At 66.0% G+C, this 17,882-nt stretch carries 14 protein-coding genes and 1 pseudogene; 4 read left to right on the forward strand and 11 right to left on the reverse strand.

Annotated features, from left to right (window positions below; translation table 11 throughout):
* Nucleotides 1-9: 9 nt before the first annotated feature.
* The 6 genes from OVA06_RS10170 to OVA06_RS10195 form a co-directional block, all read right to left on the reverse strand.
* Complete coding sequence (locus OVA06_RS10170) at nt 10-570, reverse strand: hypothetical protein (protein WP_268158050.1); 561 nt, start codon at nt 568-570, stop codon at nt 10-12.
* Nucleotides 567-983 carry a DUF402 domain-containing protein gene (locus OVA06_RS10175; protein ID WP_268158052.1) on the reverse strand — a complete coding sequence of 139 codons (417 nt, stop codon included), beginning with the start codon at nt 981-983 and terminating at the stop codon, nt 567-569. The genes OVA06_RS10170 and OVA06_RS10175 overlap by 4 nt, the downstream gene beginning before the upstream one ends.
* Entirely contained in the window at nt 925-2,898 is a 1,974-nt protein-coding gene (dxs, locus tag OVA06_RS10180) for a 1-deoxy-D-xylulose-5-phosphate synthase (RefSeq protein ID WP_056084688.1), read from the reverse strand. Before dxs ends, OVA06_RS10175 begins: the two co-directional genes overlap by 59 nt.
* Nucleotides 2,899-3,039: 141 nt before the next feature.
* Nucleotides 3,040-5,865, reverse strand: coding sequence for an aconitate hydratase (locus OVA06_RS10185; RefSeq protein WP_268158054.1), 2,826 nt, complete (start codon nt 5,863-5,865; stop codon nt 3,040-3,042).
* 180 nt (nt 5,866-6,045) lie between these two features.
* A complete protein-coding gene (locus OVA06_RS10190; RefSeq protein WP_268158056.1) occupies nt 6,046-7,431 on the reverse strand; it encodes a class I SAM-dependent RNA methyltransferase in 1,386 nt (461 codons plus the stop codon).
* Nucleotides 7,428-9,404: an APC family permease gene (locus OVA06_RS10195; protein ID WP_056084698.1), complete on the reverse strand. Its 1,977-nt coding sequence runs from the start codon at nt 9,402-9,404 to the stop codon at nt 7,428-7,430. Before OVA06_RS10195 ends, OVA06_RS10190 begins: the two co-directional genes overlap by 4 nt.
* Before the next feature lie 119 nt (nt 9,405-9,523).
* Between OVA06_RS10195 and OVA06_RS10200 the strand changes: the two genes are divergently transcribed.
* Nucleotides 9,524-10,198 (forward strand): potassium channel family protein, encoded by a 675-nt coding sequence (locus tag OVA06_RS10200; protein ID WP_056084700.1) that lies wholly within the window; start codon nt 9,524-9,526, stop codon nt 10,196-10,198.
* A pseudogene (locus OVA06_RS10205) lies at nt 10,195-10,896 on the forward strand (potassium channel family protein); the annotation flags it as partial. The gene OVA06_RS10200 and the pseudogene OVA06_RS10205, both read left to right, overlap by 4 nt.
* Before the next feature lie 274 nt (nt 10,897-11,170).
* Here OVA06_RS10205 and OVA06_RS10210 read toward each other — a convergent pair.
* The 4 genes from OVA06_RS10210 to dut form a co-directional block, all read right to left on the reverse strand.
* On the reverse strand, nt 11,171-12,031 hold the full coding sequence (locus OVA06_RS10210) for a DUF3159 domain-containing protein (RefSeq protein ID WP_268158059.1): 861 nt from the start codon (nt 12,029-12,031) through the stop codon (nt 11,171-11,173).
* Complete coding sequence (locus tag OVA06_RS10215; RefSeq protein ID WP_268158062.1) at nt 12,028-12,381, reverse strand: hypothetical protein; 354 nt, start codon at nt 12,379-12,381, stop codon at nt 12,028-12,030. Before OVA06_RS10215 ends, OVA06_RS10210 begins: the two co-directional genes overlap by 4 nt.
* 4 nt (nt 12,382-12,385) lie before the next feature.
* Complete coding sequence (locus tag OVA06_RS10220; protein ID WP_056084706.1) at nt 12,386-13,099, reverse strand: DUF3710 domain-containing protein; 714 nt, start codon at nt 13,097-13,099, stop codon at nt 12,386-12,388.
* Between the two features lie 97 nt (nt 13,100-13,196).
* Nucleotides 13,197-13,718 (reverse strand): dUTP diphosphatase, encoded by a 522-nt coding sequence (gene dut, locus OVA06_RS10225; protein ID WP_056084709.1) that lies wholly within the window; start codon nt 13,716-13,718, stop codon nt 13,197-13,199.
* A gap of 139 nt (nt 13,719-13,857) precedes the next feature.
* On the opposite strand from dut, the gene OVA06_RS10230 reads away from it, so the two are divergent.
* A complete protein-coding gene (locus OVA06_RS10230) occupies nt 13,858-14,343 on the forward strand; it encodes a DUF3093 domain-containing protein (protein ID WP_268158064.1) in 486 nt (161 codons plus the stop codon).
* A 192-nt stretch (nt 14,344-14,535) separates the two neighbouring features.
* Complete coding sequence (sepH, locus tag OVA06_RS10235) at nt 14,536-15,927, forward strand: septation protein SepH (RefSeq protein ID WP_268158066.1); 1,392 nt, start codon at nt 14,536-14,538, stop codon at nt 15,925-15,927.
* A 99-nt stretch (nt 15,928-16,026) separates the two neighbouring features.
* Here the strand turns inward: sepH and OVA06_RS10240 are convergent, their stop codons facing one another.
* Complete coding sequence (locus OVA06_RS10240) at nt 16,027-17,754, reverse strand: DUF222 domain-containing protein (protein WP_442793538.1); 1,728 nt, start codon at nt 17,752-17,754, stop codon at nt 16,027-16,029.
* Nucleotides 17,755-17,882: the final 128 nt, after the last annotated feature.

Raw genomic sequence — 17,882 nt, forward strand, 5'->3', positions numbered from 1 at the left:
AGTGAACTCCTAGAGGCTGAAGCTGCTGGCGGGTTTGGCGGAGTGCTTGAGCTTGAAGTTGTCCGGGTCGGTGAACGGCGCAGCACCGATGCTCAGCTTGGTGAAGTCGAGGTCCTCACCGCGGGCACATACCTTGATGGCGGCGACGGCCTTGTTCACGTCCGGGCAGAGGCAGAAGATGTTGAGCTTGAAGTCGCTGAACCCGCTGCGGTCCACGGTGCCCAGGCCCCGCCAGGCGAGGTGGCTGATGAGGGCGTCGGACGCCTTCTGGGCAAGGTGGTGGTCGCGGGCCGTGCCTTCACGGGTTTTCAGGGCAAACTGGGCCACTACCCAGAACTGGTCTTCGGCGGGGATCTCGGCGTAGCCATCCTCAGTGCACTGCGCGGCGAAGGCATCCATCAGTCCTTCTGCGGCGTCAGCATCCGGTACGTCGGTCTCCTGGGTCTTGCTCTGGTGCCCCACGACACCAAAATTCATGACGAACTGGCCGTACTCTTCGTCGTACCAGGCCTCCCGGAAGTGGAGGGCGCCCTCGTCGTCGCGTTTGTAGACCCGCATGTTGTCGCTCATATTCGTCCCTTGGTAAACCAGCCGACGTCCGTGCCGTCGAACGGTGCCTGTTGCGCCTTAACGGCCTGGAAAAGTTCTGCGGCGGAAGCCTCGAGGGACTCCGCCAGTGCAGCGGGGTAGTTCATGGCGGCGCGGTGGTCCTCGAACTCGTCCTCGTCGTCGATGAAGACGCCGCGGCCCGCTGTGCTGACCACGTCCAGGTCCATGTCGATGACGTGGAATTCCGTGACGTGCGGCCGAATGGGGTTCCACTCATGGCCCACGGCCAGGTCGATGTAGGTCCGGACGCCGCCAGGGTGGGCATCATGCCGGGATACGCGGGCCCGCGTTGGTCCTTCAGCCTGTCTTCCCGCCTCACAGGATGGGAAGGCTGCCGGTGGTGGGGTGTTGCTGCCCCGGCAATGGACGCGCAAAGGGGACCTTTGTCCCCAAAACCTGTGCGACGACGTCGTGCGTGATCTGTTGGGCGGTGAGGCCAACGCGCTCCAGCACCTCGCTGCGGGTGCCGTGGTCCAGGAACTCGACCGGAAGGCCCACCTCGTTCAGTGCGGTGTCCACCCCTGCCGCCCGCATTTCCTGCCGGATCCGCGATCCCACTCCGCCGGCGCGGACGCCGTCCTCGATGCAGATCACCAGGCGGTGGTGCGAGGCCAGGGCAATGATGGAACGGCGGACCGGAAGCACCCAGCGGGGGTCCACCACGGTGGTGCTGATCCCCTGCGCGCCGAGCCGGTTCGCCACGTCGAGGGCGAGCTCGGACATGGCGCCGACACTGACGATGAGGACATCGTTGGCGGTGGAGCCCGCGGGCCGGCGTGCCAGGACGTCAACGCCGTCGCTGAGGCGTTCCAGCGCTTCGATTTCGGCGCCGACGGATCCCTTGGAGAAACGCACCACGGTGGGCGCGTCATTGATGGCCACGGCTTCGCGCAGCTCCTCGCGCAGGCGTGACGCGTCGCGGGGCGCTGCCAAGTGGAGGCCGGGGACAATCTGGACCATGGACATGTCCCACATGCCGTGGTGGCTCGCGCCGTCCGGGCCGGTGACACCCGCCCGGTCCAGGACGATGGTGACGCCGGCCTTGTGCAGGGCAACGTCCATGAGCAGCTGGTCGAAGGCACGGTTGAGGAAGGTGGCGTAGACGGCCACCACGGGGTGCAGTCCGCCGAAGGCCATGCCGGCTGCGGACGTCAGGGCATGCTGTTCAGCAATTCCGACGTCGATGACCCGGTCCGGGTGCTTGGCGGCAAACTTGTGCAGGCCCACCGGGATGAGCATGGCGCCGGTGATGCCCACAACGTCCTTGCGCTCGTCGGCGATGGCGGCGATTTCGTCGGCAAAGACCGACGTCCAGGACTTTGCTCCCGCAGTACCGGTAGGTTCGCCAGTTTCCGGATCGATGATGCCGACGGCATGGAACTGGTCTGCCTCGTGGGCGCGGGCGGGAGCGTAGCCGTGGCCCTTTTCGGTCATGGCGTGGACGATCACCGGGCCGTGGTAATTCCGTGCGGTGGCGAGGGCGTGTTCCAGGGCCTGGAGGTTGTGCCCGTCCACGGGACCGATGTATTTCATGCCGAGGTCTTCAAACATGCCCTGCGGCGCCCACCAGTCCTTGACGCCCTTCTTCATGGCGTGGAGGCTCTTGTAGGTAAACTGGCCCGCCGGGCCGCCGTTCTGGAGTTTCTTCTTCCACCAGTCCAGCGCCACCTCGTAGGCAGGTGCTGCACGGAAGGAGTCGATGGTGGGGCGCAGGGACGCGAGATAATCGGCGAAACCACCCACCGTGGGTGCGTAGGAGCGGCCGTTGTCGTTGACGACAATGACCACGCGGCGCTTCTTGTCGGCCGCGATGTTGTTGATGGCCTCCCAGGCCATCCCGCCGGTCAGCGCGCCATCCCCCACGACGGCGACGACGTGGCGGTCGCCTTCGCCGGTGAGCTGCCGGGCGCGGGAGATCCCGTCGGCCCAGGACAGTGACGAGGACGCGTGCGAGCTTTCCACGACGTCGTGCTCCGACTCGGCCCGCGACGGGTACCCGGAGAGGCCGCCCTGCTGGCGCAGGGTGCTGAAATCCTGCCGCCCGGTCAGCAGCTTATGGACATAGGACTGGTGTCCGGTGTCGAAGACGATGCTGTCACGCGGTGAGTCGAAGATGCGGTGCACGGCCAGCGTAAGTTCCACGACGCCGAGGTTGGGTCCGAGGTGGCCGCCCGTCTGGGAAACGTTGGTAATCAGGAATTCCCTGATCTCCGAGGCCAGCTGTTCCAGCTGCTCTTCGGATAGATCGTTCAGGTCCTGCGGATTCCGGATGGTGTCCAAGATTCCCAATGACCCCTCCTTCGGGTGGTAGACGTGCCGTTTAACTCTAACGCCTTGGTCCGCGGACAAGGCCCAGCCGGACGGCCGAAGCCCCGGCTGGTCGGTGACCGGCCGGGGCTTCGGAGAGGCTCTGCCTGCTGGCAGGCTCCGCTAGTTCGCGGAGATCTGGCGCAGCACGTACTGCAGGATGCCGCCGTTGCGGTAGTAGTCCGCTTCACCCGGCGTATCGATGCGAAGGACGGCGTCGAAGGTCTTCGAAGAGCCGTCTTCGGCAATTGCCGTGACCTTGAGGGTCTTGGGTGTGGTGCCTTCGTTCAGGGCGGTGACGCCCTCGACCGAGAAGGTTTCCGTGCCGGTGAGACCCAGGCTGGCAGCGTTTTCGCCGGCCGGGTACTGCAGCGGCAGGACACCCATGCCGATGAGGTTGGAGCGGTGGATGCGCTCGTAGCTCTCGGCGATGACAGCCTTGACGCCCAGCAGCGCGGTGCCCTTGGCCGCCCAGTCACGGGAGGAACCGGAACCGTATTCCTTGCCTGCCAGGACCACCAGCGGGGTGCCGGCCGCCTGGTAGTTCTGCGAGGCGTCGTAAACGTAGGCCTGCGGGCCGCCGTCCTGGGTGAAGTCGCGGGTGAAGCCACCTTCGACGCCGTCCAGGATCTGGTTCTTGATGCGGATGTTCGCGAACGTTCCGCGGATCATCACCTCGTGGTTGCCGCGGCGGGAACCGTAGGAGTTGAAGTCCTTGCGCTCCACACCGTTGGCCAGCAGGTACTGGCCGGCCGGGGTGTCCGACTTGAAGGAACCGGCCGGGGAGATGTGATCGGTGGTGACCGAATCGCCCAGCTTCAGGAGCACGCGGGCGCCCGTGATGTCCTTGACGGGCTCCGGCTGCGCCTGCATGCCCTCGAAGTACGGGGGTTTCCGGACGTAGGTGGAGCTCGGATCCCAGGCGAAGGTGTCACCGGCGGGAGTGTCGAGCGCCTTCCAGCGGTCGTCACCCTCGAAGACGCCTTCGTAGCCCTTGGCGAACATTTCCTTGTCGATCGAGGAATCGATGACCTGCTGGACTTCAACCGGGTTGGGCCAGATGTCCTTCAGGAAGACATCGTTGCCGGCCTGGTCCTGGCCCAGGGCGTCGGTTTCGAAGTCGAAGTCCATGGATCCGGCCAGGGCGTAGGCGATGACCAGCGGCGGGGACGCCAGGTAGTTCATCTTCACGTCCGGGTTGATGCGGCCTTCGAAGTTGCGGTTGCCCGAGAGGACAGCAGCGACGGCGAGGTCGTTGGCCTGGATGGCTTCCGAAACTTCGGTCTCCAGCGGACCGGAGTTGCCGATGCAGGTGGCGCAGCCGTAGCCCACGATGTAGAAGCCGAGCTTCTCCAGGTACGGGGTCAGGCCGGACTTTTCGTAGTAGTCCGTGACAACCTTCGAGCCGGGGGCGACGGAGGTCTTGACCCACGGCTTGGACGTCAGGCCCTTGTCCACGGCGTTGCGTGCCAGGACGGCGGCGGCCAGCATGACGGACGGGTTGGAGGTGTTGGTGCAGGAGGTGATGGAGGCGATGGTGACTGCACCGTGGTCCAGTTCGAACTCGCGGCCATCAGCCATCTTGACCGGGACCGGCTGGGAGAGGCGTCCTGCTCCCCCGTGGCCTGCCGAGTACTTCGGCGGTTCGCGGTCCGTATCCGAGACGTGGGTCGCTCCGCCGGTGAAGGACGGTGCGTCCGAGGCCGGGAAGGTTTCCTCGAGCGACTCGTCCAGGGTGCCGGCGTTGGCGTCGTGGGAGACGTAGTTCTTCAGGTCGTGGCGGAACTCGTCCTTGGCCTCGGTCAGTTCGATGCGGTCCTGCGGACGCTTGGGGCCGGCGATGGACGGAACAACCGTGGACAGGTCCAGTTCCAGGTACTCGGAGAACTTGATGTCGCGTGACGGATCGTGCCAGAGGCCCTGTTCCTTGGCGTAGGCCTCCACCAGGGCTACGTTCTGGTCAGCCCGGCCGGTGAGGCGCAGGTAGTCCAGGGTGACGTCATCAATGGGGAACATGGCGGCCGTGGAGCCGAACTCCGGGCTCATGTTTCCGATGGTGGCGCGGTTTGCCAGCGGGACGGCTGCAACGCCTTCGCCGTAGAACTCCACGAACTTGCCCACCACGCCGTGCTTGCGAAGCATTTCGGTGATGGTCAGCACAACGTCGGTGGCGGTGGCGCCGGCCGGGATGCTGCCGCTGAGCTTGAAGCCGACAACACGCGGGATGAGCATGGAGACCGGCTGGCCGAGCATGGCAGCCTCGGCCTCGATGCCGCCGACGCCCCAGCCGAGCACACCCAGGCCGTTGACCATGGTGGTGTGGGAGTCGGTGCCGACGCAGGTGTCCGGGTAGGCACGCAGGGCGCCTACTACTTCGCGGGTCATGACCGTGCGGGCCAGGTATTCGATGTTGACCTGGTGCACGATGCCGGTTCCCGGGGGGACAACCTTGAAGTCGTCAAACGCGGTCTGGCCCCACCGAAGGAACTGGTAGCGCTCACCATTGCGCTGGTATTCGATCTCCATGTTGCGCTCCAGCGCGCCGGAGTTGCCGAAGGCATCGATCTGCACCGAGTGGTCGATGACCATTTCGGCCGGTGCCAGCGGGTTGACGCGCTTGGGGTCGCCGCCAAGTTCCTTGACGGCTTCACGCATCGTCGCCAGGTCCACCACGCAGGGGACGCCGGTGAAGTCCTGCATGATCACGCGTGCCGGCGTGAACTGGATTTCTGTATCGGGTTCCGCGTTGGGATCCCAGCCTGCCAGGGCGCGGACGTGATCGGCAGTGATGTTCGCGCCGTCCTCGGTCCTCAGCAGGTTTTCAAGCAATACCTTGAGGCTGAACGGAAGGTTTTCTGCACCTTCAACGGAGTTCAACCGGAAAATTTCATACTCGGTTCCGGCTACATTAAGTTTGCCTTTTGAACCGAAGCTGTCCACAGTGCTCATCGCAGGACTCCTCTCGCAACAGTTTCATCTTTGTCGCGCGGTTGACCGCCTGCTAGTTAGGTGGTCCTAATTAGCTCAGGACCCGAAAATGGCACACAGCCGCCCGCGAATACGGGGCGCGACGTGGGACTACTACGGCCATCGTAGTCGAAAACGCCGTGGCCATCATGGATGGTGCCGTCAGGAACGGGGCGTCAGCAGCGCCACCGTCTCCAAGTGGTGCGTGTGCGGGTAGATGTCGAAGGCCCGCAGGTGGGCGAGCTCCCAGCCCGCGTCCCGGAAGTAGGACACGTCACGGGCGAACGACGCCGGATCGCAGGATACGTAGGCAATGGCCCGCGGGTGCGCGTCCGCCAGTTGCCGTACAACAGCCTTGCCGGCACCGGCGCGGGGCGGGTCCAGGACCAGGGCGTCGAAATTCCGCGGTTTCTGGCGGAGGACACGCTCCACCCGGCCCTGGACAATTTCCACCTGCGGGGCAGCGTGCAGGTTCTTGCGCGCATCCCTGCTGGTTCCCGGTGCGCCCTCAACGGAGAGGACCGAGCCGGTCTCCCCCACGGCGTCGGCCAGCACCGCGGTGAACAGTCCGGCGCCGGCGTAAAGGTCCGCAACCACGGCACCGCGGTGCAGGAACCCGCCACCATGCAGGAAATCTGTGACAGCCCCCACAAGTGTCCCGGGCGCGTCGCGGTGGATCTGCCAGAACCCGGCGCCGGTGACCCGGTAGTCGTGTCCGGCCGCGGATTCCTGTACCCACGAACGGCCGCGCAACCGGGTCACCTCCCCCGAGAGGGGGTCGAGCCCGGCTGCCGACACGTCATCCGGCAGGGCCGCTGCAACGGCTGCCAGGCGTTTGGGTTTCGTTCCCTCCGCCGGAGCCAGCAGCACCAGCGGGCGGGAACCGTTGGCCGGGGCCGCGACTTCCACCCGTTCGATGCCCTGCAGGTCGATGTTCCACAGCTGCAGGGCATTGATGGCGTCCGTGGCGAGCGGCATCTCCCGAACCGGGAGGACCTGCGTGGAGCGGTGCGCGTGCATGCCCAGCTTCCCCGAGGGTGTCACCGAGAAGCTGGCCCGCGTGCGCCACCCAAGGCCCGTCCCGCCGTCGGCCGCTTCCCCCACGGCCTCCACGGCGCCGCTCCAGCTGGCCGGAGGCTGTCCCGCCCCGCCCAACCGCCTGAGCTGTTCGTCCAGCACCTCGGCCTTGAGCCGGAGCTGCCTGTCAAGGCTGATGTGGCCGAACTCCGCACCGCCCACCGGAGGATGCCCGTGCGCCCAAGCCCGGGTGGAATCGGCTGCATGCCAAAAGTGGTTCACACGGTCGGGTGACGCGTCCACTACGTCCACGACGTCGGCGCGCCAGAACTTCGCGTTGTCTCCTGCGTCGGTGAGGCGCACCCGGACCTTTTCCCCGGGGATGCCGTGGCGGACGAAGATGACGCGTCCTTCGTGGCGGGCTACGCAGTGGCCGCCGTGGGCGACGGGTCCGACCTCGACGACGAGTTCCTCCCCGGAGCGCGGATCTGTTGTGGCGCCGGCGGCGGCGGTGGAAGTTCTGGGGGTCATTGCACGTCCTGGAGGTTCTTGGCTTCTTCGGATGATTTGAGCTGCCATGGCACGCTGGCCACCATGACTCCGGGTTCGAAGTGCAGCCTGGTCTTGATGCGCAGGGCCGTCTGGTTGTGGACCAGCTGCTCCCACCACTTGCCCACCACGTATTCGGGGATGTAGACCACCACCAGGTCGCGCGGTGAGTCGAGGCGCATCTGTTTGATGTATTCCATGATGGGCGTGACGGTTTCGCGGTAAGGGCTCGCCAGCACCGTCAGGGGAACGGGGATGTCCAGTTTCTCCCAGTCGTTGACGGTGTGCGCGGTTTCGGCGGCGTCGATGTCGACGGTGATGGCATCCAGCCGGGACGGGCGCGACGCGCGGGCGTAGGCCAGGGCGCGGAGCACCGGCTTGCGCACGTGGGACACCAGGAGGACGGCGTGGACGCGGGTGGGCAGCGCGCGGGGCGAAGAGTCCTCGTCCACGGCCAGTTCCTTGGCCACGTTGTCGTAGTGGGCCCGGATGCTCCACATGATGAGGAACAGGATGAACATGGCGAGCAGCGCAATCCAGGCTCCCTGTTCGAACTTGGTGATGAGCACGATCACGAGGACCAGCGCTGTCATGCCGAAGCCGATGGTGTTGATGGTGCGGGACTTCACCATCCTGCGCCGCACGGCCTTGTCCTTGGCGAGCTTCAGCTCCCGGCCCCAGTGCCGGATCATGCCGAGCTGGCTGGCCGTGAAGGAAATGAAGACGCCAACGATGTAGAGCTGGATGAGCTTGGTGACATCGGCGTTGAACGCGATGATCAGCACCAGGGCACCGGCAGCCAGGGCCAGGACACCGTTGCTGAAGGCCAACCGGTCACCCCTGGTGCGGAGCTGGCGCGGCAGGTACCCGTCCTGGGCGAGGATGGAACCCAAAACCGGAAACCCGTTGAACGCAGTGTTGGAGGCGAACACCAGGATGACGCCGGTGGCGGCCACCACAATGTAGAACGGAATCGAGCCCGGGCCGAAAATCGTCTGGGCAATCTGGCTGATGGCCGGGTTCTGGATGTAGTCCTCGGGCAGCGGACTGCCGTTGAGAAGGAACTCCCTGGCCGGGTCCAGGACAATGTGGACCTTTGTTGCCTGCGCCAGGAACATGATCCCGGCCAGCATCGACGCGCCGATAACGCCAAGCAGAAGCAGCGTGGTGGCGGCATTCTTGCTCTTGGGCGGACGGAAATTCGGCACGCCATTGCTGATCGCCTCGACGCCGGTGAGGGCCGCCGCCCCCGAGGAGAAGGCCCGCAGCAGGAGGAAGGCGCCGGCAAGTCCCACAAGGCCCTCGTCGAAGCCTGCCGCAGGGACGATCGTGAAGGCGGCGGAGGGGGCCTCGCCCAACTGCCCGGTGGCCACTTGGTAGACGCCCACCGCCGTCATGCCAAAGATGGAGGCCATGAAGATATACGTGGGGACGGCGAAGACGCTGCCGGCTTCCTTGATGCCGCGCAGGTTGACCAGGGCCAGGATGATCACACCGATGGTGGCAATGGCGGCCTGCTGGCCGTGGAGCGAGGGCACCGCCGTCGTCAAATAAGCCGCCGCCGAGGACATGGACACCGCCACGGTGAGGACATAGTCCACCAGGAGTGCTGAGGCGACAGTGAGCCCGGCGTACTTGCCCAGGTTCTCATTGGCGATCTCGTAATCGCCACCACCGGACGGGTAGGCGTGGACATTTTGCCGGTAGGACGCCACCACGGTCAGCAGGACCACCATGACGGCCAGGCCAACCCACGGGGAAAAGGCCACGGCACTGACACCGGCAAGGGCCAGGGTGAGCAGGATTTCGTCCGGCGCGTACGCGACGGAGGACAGTGCATCAGACGCGAAGATCGGAAGGGCGATCTTCTTCGGAAGCAGGGTATGGGCCATCCTGTCATTCCGGAACGGCCTGCCCACCAGAACGCGCTTAACCGCGTTGAATATTGTCAGCACTCCACAAAGCTAGTCTGATTCCCGGATGATGTCATGACGGCAGCCGGGCGGCAGGAAGCAGGGGCGCTGCCGGTAGAGTTCTAGCTGCAGAAGCTGGACCGGAATACAGAGGAGATACGGTGGCGCATTTCGTGATCATGGGATGTGGCCGGGTGGGGGCGACACTGGCGCACACGCTCGAAGATGCCGGGCACTCAGTGGCCATCATCGACCAGGACGACCGCGCGTTCCGCCGGCTCCGGCAGGGGTTCACCGGGCGGAAGGTCACCGGCGTCGGCTTCGACCGGGAAACGCTCAAACAGGCCGGCGTGGCAGAGGCCTACGCCTTCGCAGCTGTATCAAGCGGCGACAACTCGAACATCCTGGCCACCCGGGTGGCCCGCGAGACCTTCCATGTACCGCATGTGGTGGCGAGGATCTACGATCCCGGCCGCGCCGAGATCTATCAGCGCCTGGGCATCCCTACGGTAGCGGCGGTCCGCTGGAGCGCCGACCAGGTGCTCCGCCGGATCCTTCCGGAGCAGCATCTTGCCGGCGACTACCGCGAACCCTCCGGACGCCTGGTGCTGGCGGAGCTGGACCTGGACGCCGGGTGGGTGGGCCACAGGATCAGCAGCATCGAGAAGGCTGCCGGCGTTCGCGTGGCGTTCCTCACCCGTTTCGGAGAAGGGATGTTGCCGGATGCCGGCACGGCCTACCAGGACGGCGACACCGTGCACGCCATGCTCCAGGTGGACCGCACCTCCCAGGTCGCCCAGGTCCTGGCCAAAGCCCCCGCTAAGGAGTTGCAGTGAAAGTCGTGATCGTTGGCGCGGGCAGCGTCGGATCGTCCATTGCCAGGGAATTGCTGTCCCACAAGCACGAGATCCTCCTGATCGACCTTAAGCCCGAGGTCATCGGCCGCAGCGGCCTTCGGGGCGCGCATTGGATGGTGGGTGACGCCTGCGAGCTGAGCACACTCCAAGGGGCGAAGGTTGAGGAAGCCGACGTGGTGGTGTCCGCCACGGGCGATGACAAGGTCAACCTTGTGGTCTCGTTGCTGGCCAAAACCGAGTTCGGCGTAGGCCGTACGGTGGGCCGCGTCAACAACCCCAAGAACGACTGGATGTTCAACGACTCCTGGGGCGTGGACGTTGCTGTCAACACCCCGCAGCTGATGACTGCACTGGTGGAAGAGGCCGTGGAAATCGGCGACCTGGTCCGGCTCCTGACCCTCCAGACGGGCGTTGCCTCGCTGGTGGAGTTCACGGTTCCCCACGACTCGCATGTCATCGGGAGCACCGTGGGCGACATCGAGTGGCCCGATGATTCCACCCTGGTGGCAATCCTGCGGGACCATGCGCCCATCACGCCCAGCCGGGATGACGTCATCGACGGCGGCGACGAACTGTTCTTCGTGACCACCATCGCGGCGGAGGACGAGTTGCGTGCCCTCCTCTCCCCCGATGCTGCCGAATCAGCGGCGCAGCCGGAGGAAGGCGGAACACCCGGCGGTCAGGTGCCGTCAGGCGCAGGTACAGCATCTGCCGGCGGGGATCACGGCGGCGCCGTGAGTGGCGGTGCGGAGGACGCCGATGCTGCCCCCGGGAACGGTGACGCCGCACCGGCTGATGCTGGGCGTCCCGGTACGGCGCGGGATTCCCGGCAGGCCCGGCAGTCGTCCCTGGAGGACGACGGGTTCGACGGGTAGCCGGACCGGCGCCTGTGCGTGGCCCGGCCGGGCCACCGGTGCCGGCCTGGGCTGTGGCGGGGGAACCCCGGCGAGCCTAGCCCTTCGGCGCCGTTTCGCTGCCTGCTGCATCCGCGGCGGCAGCGGGACGGGTGACCAGCCAGGCTATCCAGACGCCCAGGATGTACAGCGGGGCGCCCATGATCAGGCGCGTGGTGGCCAGGGCTGCGAGTCCCTCCGGTCCCATCAGGTACAGCGGGACCTGCACCAGGAGCCGCAGTGCCAGGACGCCGACAATGATCCAGGTGCCCAGCTGGTAGGCACGCACACGGGTCGGTTCCTTGCGCCAGTCCAGCCCTTCGTTGCGGATGAAGCCGAACAGCAGCCCTGCAACCGGCCATTTCACGAAGATCGAGATCACCATCGCAATGATGTATGCCCCGTTGGTGAAGAACCCGGGCAGGTAGAAATCCTCGGCTTTGCCCGTGGTGTTGGCAAGCCACGCGGAAATCCCGACGCCGACTACGCCGGCGAGAGCCTGGGTCAGCGGCCGCCGCTGCACCAGCCGCACCACAGTGAACACCGCCGCCGAAGCCAGCGCCGCCACCAGAGAGGGGGTGAGGTCCTGGGTCACCGTGAAGGCAATGAGGAAGACCAGCCCGGGCAGGATGCTCTCGGCGATGCCCTGGACCCCGCCTGCGCTCTTCAGGACGTCGACGCGCCCGTCGTGGGTCCTGTGCAGCCCCGCTTTGGCGGCGTAGTCGGCGGCCATGCCTGCCATTGGCGAGGACTCCCCGCTGTTCCGCGGGCTGTTGTCCCGGGTGTCATCGGCCTGGAAGTCGCTGGCCTGGTCCCTGGTGGACCGTGACTGACCGTCCTGCCCGCCGTTAGCTGCGGAGTTGCCGGTGGTGTCCGGGTGGGCCGCGCCGGGCGACGGGTCTGGCTGGTGCGCGGTCATTCGTTCTCCTGATGGGAAAGTATCTCGTAGCGCGGGTTGAAAATGGTGGGCATCCCCTCGCTCCTGGACAGCATGCCTTCGAGCTTGAGTTCGTTCCCGGCTTCAATGCCGGGAACCCGGCGCCGGCCCAGCCACACCACCCGCAGGCGCGCCCTCTCGGCGCCGGCCCGGACGGACCCTGGACGGAGCGCACCGGAGTCGGAGACGATAGCGCTGAAGGCTGCTGTCCGGTCAGCGGGAACGTAGGTGACGGATTCGATGCGGCCCTGGCACAGGACGCGCCCCTTGTCCGGCAGTTGGTCCAGGGGAACAGGAGCCCTGCCATGCGACGCCGGCGATCCCCCACCCATGGCTTCAGCCAATCTGGGTGATTTCGGGGCCGCGTTCCGGCTCCGAGAGGTTCGGAGCGCCCGGAGGCGGTGTGGTGGTGGCATCCTTGGGGAGACGCAACTGGAGAAGGTCGCGTGGTGGCATGGGACTGTCACCCCGGACCACCACCACCTTCCGGAACAGTGCTTCGAGCGGTTCGGCCGCGTCACGTTCAAGCGCAGCAGGTCCGCCGAGCACGCCACGAAGGAACCAGCGGGGGCCGTCGACGCCGATGAAGCGCGCCACGCGGAATCCCTGGCTGCCGTCGGGAAGACCAGCAGGAAGCTTTGCCACGAGTTCTGTTCCGAAGGGGCCTTCGATGTCCTCCACCTGGCCGCCCTGCGCACCCACCGACTGGCCAATCTGGCTGCGGATCTCTTCCCAGAGCTCTTCGGTCTTGGGCGCGGCAAAGGCCTGCAGCTGCAGGCTGGACCCGTTGAGGTCCAGGGTGACTGCCACCACCCGCTGGGTGGCTTCCTCAACCTCGAGGCGGAGCTGGAGGCCCTCGCTTGGGGTGATCAGCAGGGCGCCGAGATCCACATAACCGTCGCGGCTGCTGATTTCAGACTCATCCAAGGGGCCATTGGCTCGCTGGTCGGCTGCCTCCGCTTCGCCGTCTGCGGGCGCATCGTCAGCGAGCAACCCGTCCGGTGCGTCCGGTTGCTCCGTCTTGGCTTTCCTGCCGAACCCAAAGGCCATGAGGATGTTTCTCCTTTAATGTGAATGTTCCGGTCCGGCCCTGGGAGGTACCGTCGCCGTACTGCGTTGGCCGTGGCACCAGCTGCCACGGGCCGAATCAGGCTCCGGGCAGATTGAATCCGCCGGTGGAGCCGAAGCCCCCGGTGCCGCGCACGGAGCCGCTCAATTCCGTGACTGGAACGAACTGTGCATGCTCGACGCGTTGGATGACCATCTGGGCAATTCTATCGCCGCGCCGCAGCTCGATGGCCTGGCTCACATCAGTGTTCAGGAGCGTGACCGAAATCTCGCCGCGGTAGCCGGCGTCGACCGTTCCCGGGGCGTTGACGATGGTGAGGCCGTGCTTGGTGGCGAGGCCGGAACGGGGGTGGATCAGGGCCACGAATCCCTCGGGAAGGGCGATGGCTACGCCCGTTGGAACGAGCCTGCGCTCACCGGGCTGCAGGGTAACGTCCTGCCGCGCGCGGAGGTCCGCGCCGGCGTCGCCGGGATGGGCGTAGGAGGGCGCTTCCAGTTCCGGATCCAGCATCTTCAGCTGGACCTGCAGGGTGGGAGCGGAGGCCGGAAGTTCCGGCGCTTCATCGAAAACGGTGCTTGCTGCGGCGGGTTGATCAGTCACAGTCACTCACTCTAACCCGCGCCTCAGGATCAGACCTAGGGTGGGCCCCTGAAGGGCGAAGGCCCATGGCCGGGGAGAACGGCACGTGCGGTTTGCACGCCAAGATGAAATAGCCCGGCAAAGGTGGAAAGCTTGGCCTATGCCCGAAACAAGCTCCCCAGCCCCCACGCCCAGCCCGTCTACAGGGTCTTCGGCCACTTATAGGGAGAAGCTTTGGCCCAACGTGTGGATCTGGATCATTGCGGCTGGAATCTCGGCGGCGGGAATCCTGGTGTTCGCGCCGATCAGCATGTTTGCCGGCATCACTGCGGCAGTGGTCCTTTTCGCCATCATGGCGGTGCTCCTGATCCTGTCGACACCGACCCTCCTGGTCACCCCGGAAACCTTCACCGTCGGCCGCGCCACCATCGAACGCAGGTTCGTCGGCGCCGTCGAACACTTCAGCGGCGGGGAAGCAACGGCGGAGCGGGGCACCAGGCTCAACGGCCTGGCCTACCTTTGCATCCGAGGGTGGATCGACCCCGTAGTCAAGGTGGAGATCACCGATCCTGCCGACAAGACGCCCTACTGGCTGACCTCGACGCGGCACCCGGAAGAACTCGCGGCGGCCCTCAGCCGCAACTGATACGTCGGTTAAAGCCCGTGCGGGCCAGGGAACGGAACGGTTAGCAACGCAGGGACCTTCGCTCTCGGATAGAAACGCGGTGGCATCGCCGGAAACGCCGGAATATCGCGGCGCGCCCTGCCCCTTGAGGCAATTAACGCCCACCGGGTGGCAGAGTTTCGATTGATAGTGATGCCAGGGTGGAGGATTTGTATGCAGGATCTACGGCTTGTAGGCGTGCACGACGACGGGACTCACCTCCTGTTGAGCGGGGCCGGCGGCGAGATGTTCCGGCTGCCGATCGATGAAGCGCTCCGAACAGCGGGCCGGTCGGCTCCGAAGCCGACGCTGGAACGGCCTGCCATTCCGATGTCCCCCCGGGACATCCAGGCGCGGATCCGCGCCGGCGCCACGGCCGCAGACGTCGCACAACTTTCCGGGCTGCCGCTTGCAAAAGTCGAGCGCTACGAAGGCCCGGTCCTTGCCGAACGGGAATACATTGCGCAGCAGGCCCGCAAGGTCGAAGTAGCCACGCCCTCCCCCGGCCATGACGTATACAGGTCCGCTTTCGGCGACAACCCCGCCACCCTGGATGAAATGGTCTCGCACCGGTTGACCGCTCACGGCATCGACCCCTCAGCAGTGGAATGGGATTCCTGGCGCAGGCAGGACGGAACCTGGACCGTTACCGCCAGTTTCATGGCAAAGACGGATGGCACTGCCGGAATCGGCGAGGAACCTCCGGCTACGTGGACTTTCAACCCCGTCCGGAAGGCACTCCAAAACGCCAACCGCTGGGCCCAGCAGCTTAGCGAACTGGAGCCCCTGGATGGACCCGTTCCGGCCCGCCGCCTGTCGGCCGTCTCTGACCGCCCGTTCGATTTCGAAACCGACGCCGATGCGGTGCGGACTGGCCCGCAGGGTGTCGTTGCAGGTCCCGGCAAGGAAGCCGATGGGCTGCTCGACATGCTCCGTTCCCGCCGCGGCCAGCGCCTGGGCGTCGACGAGGACTCCGATGATGCCCTCGCCATGCTCCTGACCCAGGGTGTGCCGGCGGCGCACCCGCGGCCTTCGGAGGTTGTCCCTGAACCCGTGGCGGACGTTGAGGCCGGTGTCGAAGAACCGGACAACGCGCAGCAGGACGATGAACCGGATGCTCCCGCAGCAAAGGGCGACTCCTTCATCCGACGCCGCGACGCCAGGCCCTCCATGCTGTCCCGCCTGAGCCTGATCCCGCATCACCGTGACGTTGAGGACGACGTCCTGAAACTGCACGACGGCGTCAGCACGGAAACGCGCGAAGTCACCATCGTCGCGTCCCCGCAGAACAGCGCACCCTCGCAGAACGGCCAGCCCGCTCCCGAACGCCCCGCCGAGACAACCTCCGACGAGGCTCCCTCCCGGCGTGACGGCAGCACCAATGCCGGCTTGGACGAACTGCTGGGCGGCGGCCAGCGCCGGTTCGCGTCGAGGAACGACGACGGCCAGTCAAGCGTGAAGGGGCAGTCGCCGGAGGCTGAGGCGCCCGAGCGTCAGCCTGCCCGCCCCAAGCGGTCCAGTGTCCCGTCCTGGGACGAGATTGTTTTCGGCACCCGCAGCGAATAGCGGCATGTCGCGCAGCTCCTGTCCACATCCGGGCCCTTCGCTGTGCACAAGAGAAAACCAAGCCTCTGCTATGCCTGGTCCTTGTGGAGTTGGCGGCTGCTAGGCGTGGAGCAACCAGTCTGTGCGGTTTCCCCATGGATCGGCGGGCAGTATGAAGGGTGTTGCGTAGAAGGCCTCCCACAGCGGATCGTCCGGGGAGAGATCGCCGGGTTCGATGAGGTCTTCACCGAGTAGTTCCCTGTCCACTGTTTCGTCGTGGGGTGGGTCCGCGAGCAGGTGTTCCGGACAGACGACAATACCGGCAAGTATCTGCTCCTCCAACGACCACGACGCATCATCTGATCCGTGGGCAGTTCTTTCCTCCGGCAGTTGCTTTGGACGCGTTTGTTTCGCCGGTTCCTGCGCTTGGCCTATTCTTTCGGGCGCATCCGTCCCGCCCGACAAGATCACATCGTTGCCCACGCGCACGTCTGCGGTCACGCCGGGCTCCCCGACCCCGCCTACGTCCCCGTTCGCTGCAGGGTCTCCCGCCAGCGCACAGTCGCCAGCCGCGATGAAGTATTCGGTCAGGGCCCTGTCCTGTTCGAGTTTGAGGAGTCCGGGTGGCCAGTGTGGTGGTTGTGGGTGGGGGTGTTGGGCTGGGTAGTGGCGGCCTGCGGGTGAGGTCCAGCCGGGTGGTTCAGTCTCGGTGGCTGGTGTGGGGGTCCAGCGGCTGTGGTGTTTGAGGCGGTGGTGTTTGGGGCAGAGCTGTGCCAGGTTGCTGACACCTGTTGTCCCGTGGTGGTGCCAGGCGGTGAGGTGGTCGGTGTCGTTGTCTGTGCTGGGGTTGGTGCAGCCGGGGAAGGTGCAGTGCCCGTCGCGCATCCTGATCCAGCGTTTCATCGCCTCCGTGAGCCGGTAGCTTGTCCGGCCGATCTCCAAGGGCGCACCGTCGCGGGGATCGACGAGGACCCGGTAAAACGAGGTCGCCCCGTCGGCGACGAGTTTCCGTGCCATGGCCGCCGGGATGGGCCCGTACCCGTCCAAATCTGCCGGTTCATCAGTGATGCCCACCAGTGCGAACAGCGGGACGGTCACCAGGACGTCGGCTTTGGGCGTCGCTGGTTGTGAGAGGTCGTTGCCTGGTTCGCCGAGGAGGAGTCTGGCGGCGGTGTCGGGGCGGAGCTGGGTGAGGGTGCGGGTCTCGCCGGGGCCTTGGAGACCGCGGGCGATCGCTGTGGTCTTGTTCCAGATGGCGCAGGCGGTGTCAGCGGGCAGGATCAGGGTAATCGATGTCATCCCGTCGGCGTCTGGGCGGTATTCCATCCGCCGGTCCGCCACACACCTCGTATGCCGGGTTGCGAGGGAGGCGGGGTAGGTGCGTTCGCGCCAGGTCCTGACTTTCCGGCGGAACAGGTGCGGCACGAGGTCACCGGGTGCCAACCCGCGGGCGCGGTTGGGGGCGTCGGGGTCGAAGAAGTGGGCGACCAGCGCGGCAGCACCTTCGGTGGCGAGGCAGTCGGTTTCGTCGGCGACGATCACCGCGTGCCGCCACGACATCGACCCCGCAGCCAGCGCACCCGCGACCGCCGGCATCGCACAGACTTTGCGTGACTGGCTGATGAACGCCGTAGCGGCGCCAGGGCTGAGCGTCAGGACCCCGGCGACTTCCGCCGTCGTGGACATCTCCACGAACGCCCGCTCGGAGTCTGTGGCGTCCGGCGGCGCCATCGCCTCCTGAAACTCCACGAAATCCGCAGTGTCCGCTGCCATTCCGGCCGCGACCTGCGCCGCCAACTGCTTCCAGAACGCCAGCCGCTGCAGCCGCAGCTCAGACTTCCGCTCCAACACATCAACCGTTTCAGAGTCCAGGGCATGAGGGCCAGCCCGGCGTCCCTCAGGAAGAGCGCGTCAAGACTGGCCACAGAAGCCCGAAGACCCTCCATCACCACTGCCCCAACCACTGCGTTTCCCAT

Source organism: Pseudarthrobacter sp. SL88 (genome assembly GCF_026672455.1).
Lineage (GTDB): Bacteria > Actinomycetota > Actinomycetes > Actinomycetales > Micrococcaceae > Arthrobacter.

Coding starts and splice junctions, on each gene's coding strand:
- OVA06_RS10190 (WP_268158056.1), bottom strand. CDS start 7,431: ATGACCCCCAGAACTTCCACCGCCGCCGCCGGCGCCACAACAGATCCG.
- OVA06_RS10170 (WP_268158050.1), bottom strand. CDS start 570: ATGAGCGACAACATGCGGGTCTACAAACGCGACGACGAGGGCGCCCTC.
- sepH (WP_268158066.1), top strand. CDS start 14,536: ATGCAGGATCTACGGCTTGTAGGCGTGCACGACGACGGGACTCACCTC.
- OVA06_RS10185 (WP_268158054.1), bottom strand. CDS start 5,865: ATGAGCACTGTGGACAGCTTCGGTTCAAAAGGCAAACTTAATGTAGCC.
- OVA06_RS10215 (WP_268158062.1), bottom strand. CDS start 12,381: ATGGGTGGGGGATCGCCGGCGTCGCATGGCAGGGCTCCTGTTCCCCTG.
- OVA06_RS10220 (WP_056084706.1), bottom strand. CDS start 13,099: ATGGCCTTTGGGTTCGGCAGGAAAGCCAAGACGGAGCAACCGGACGCA.
- OVA06_RS10230 (WP_268158064.1), top strand. CDS start 13,858: ATGCCCGAAACAAGCTCCCCAGCCCCCACGCCCAGCCCGTCTACAGGG.
- OVA06_RS10210 (WP_268158059.1), bottom strand. CDS start 12,031: ATGACCGCGCACCAGCCAGACCCGTCGCCCGGCGCGGCCCACCCGGAC.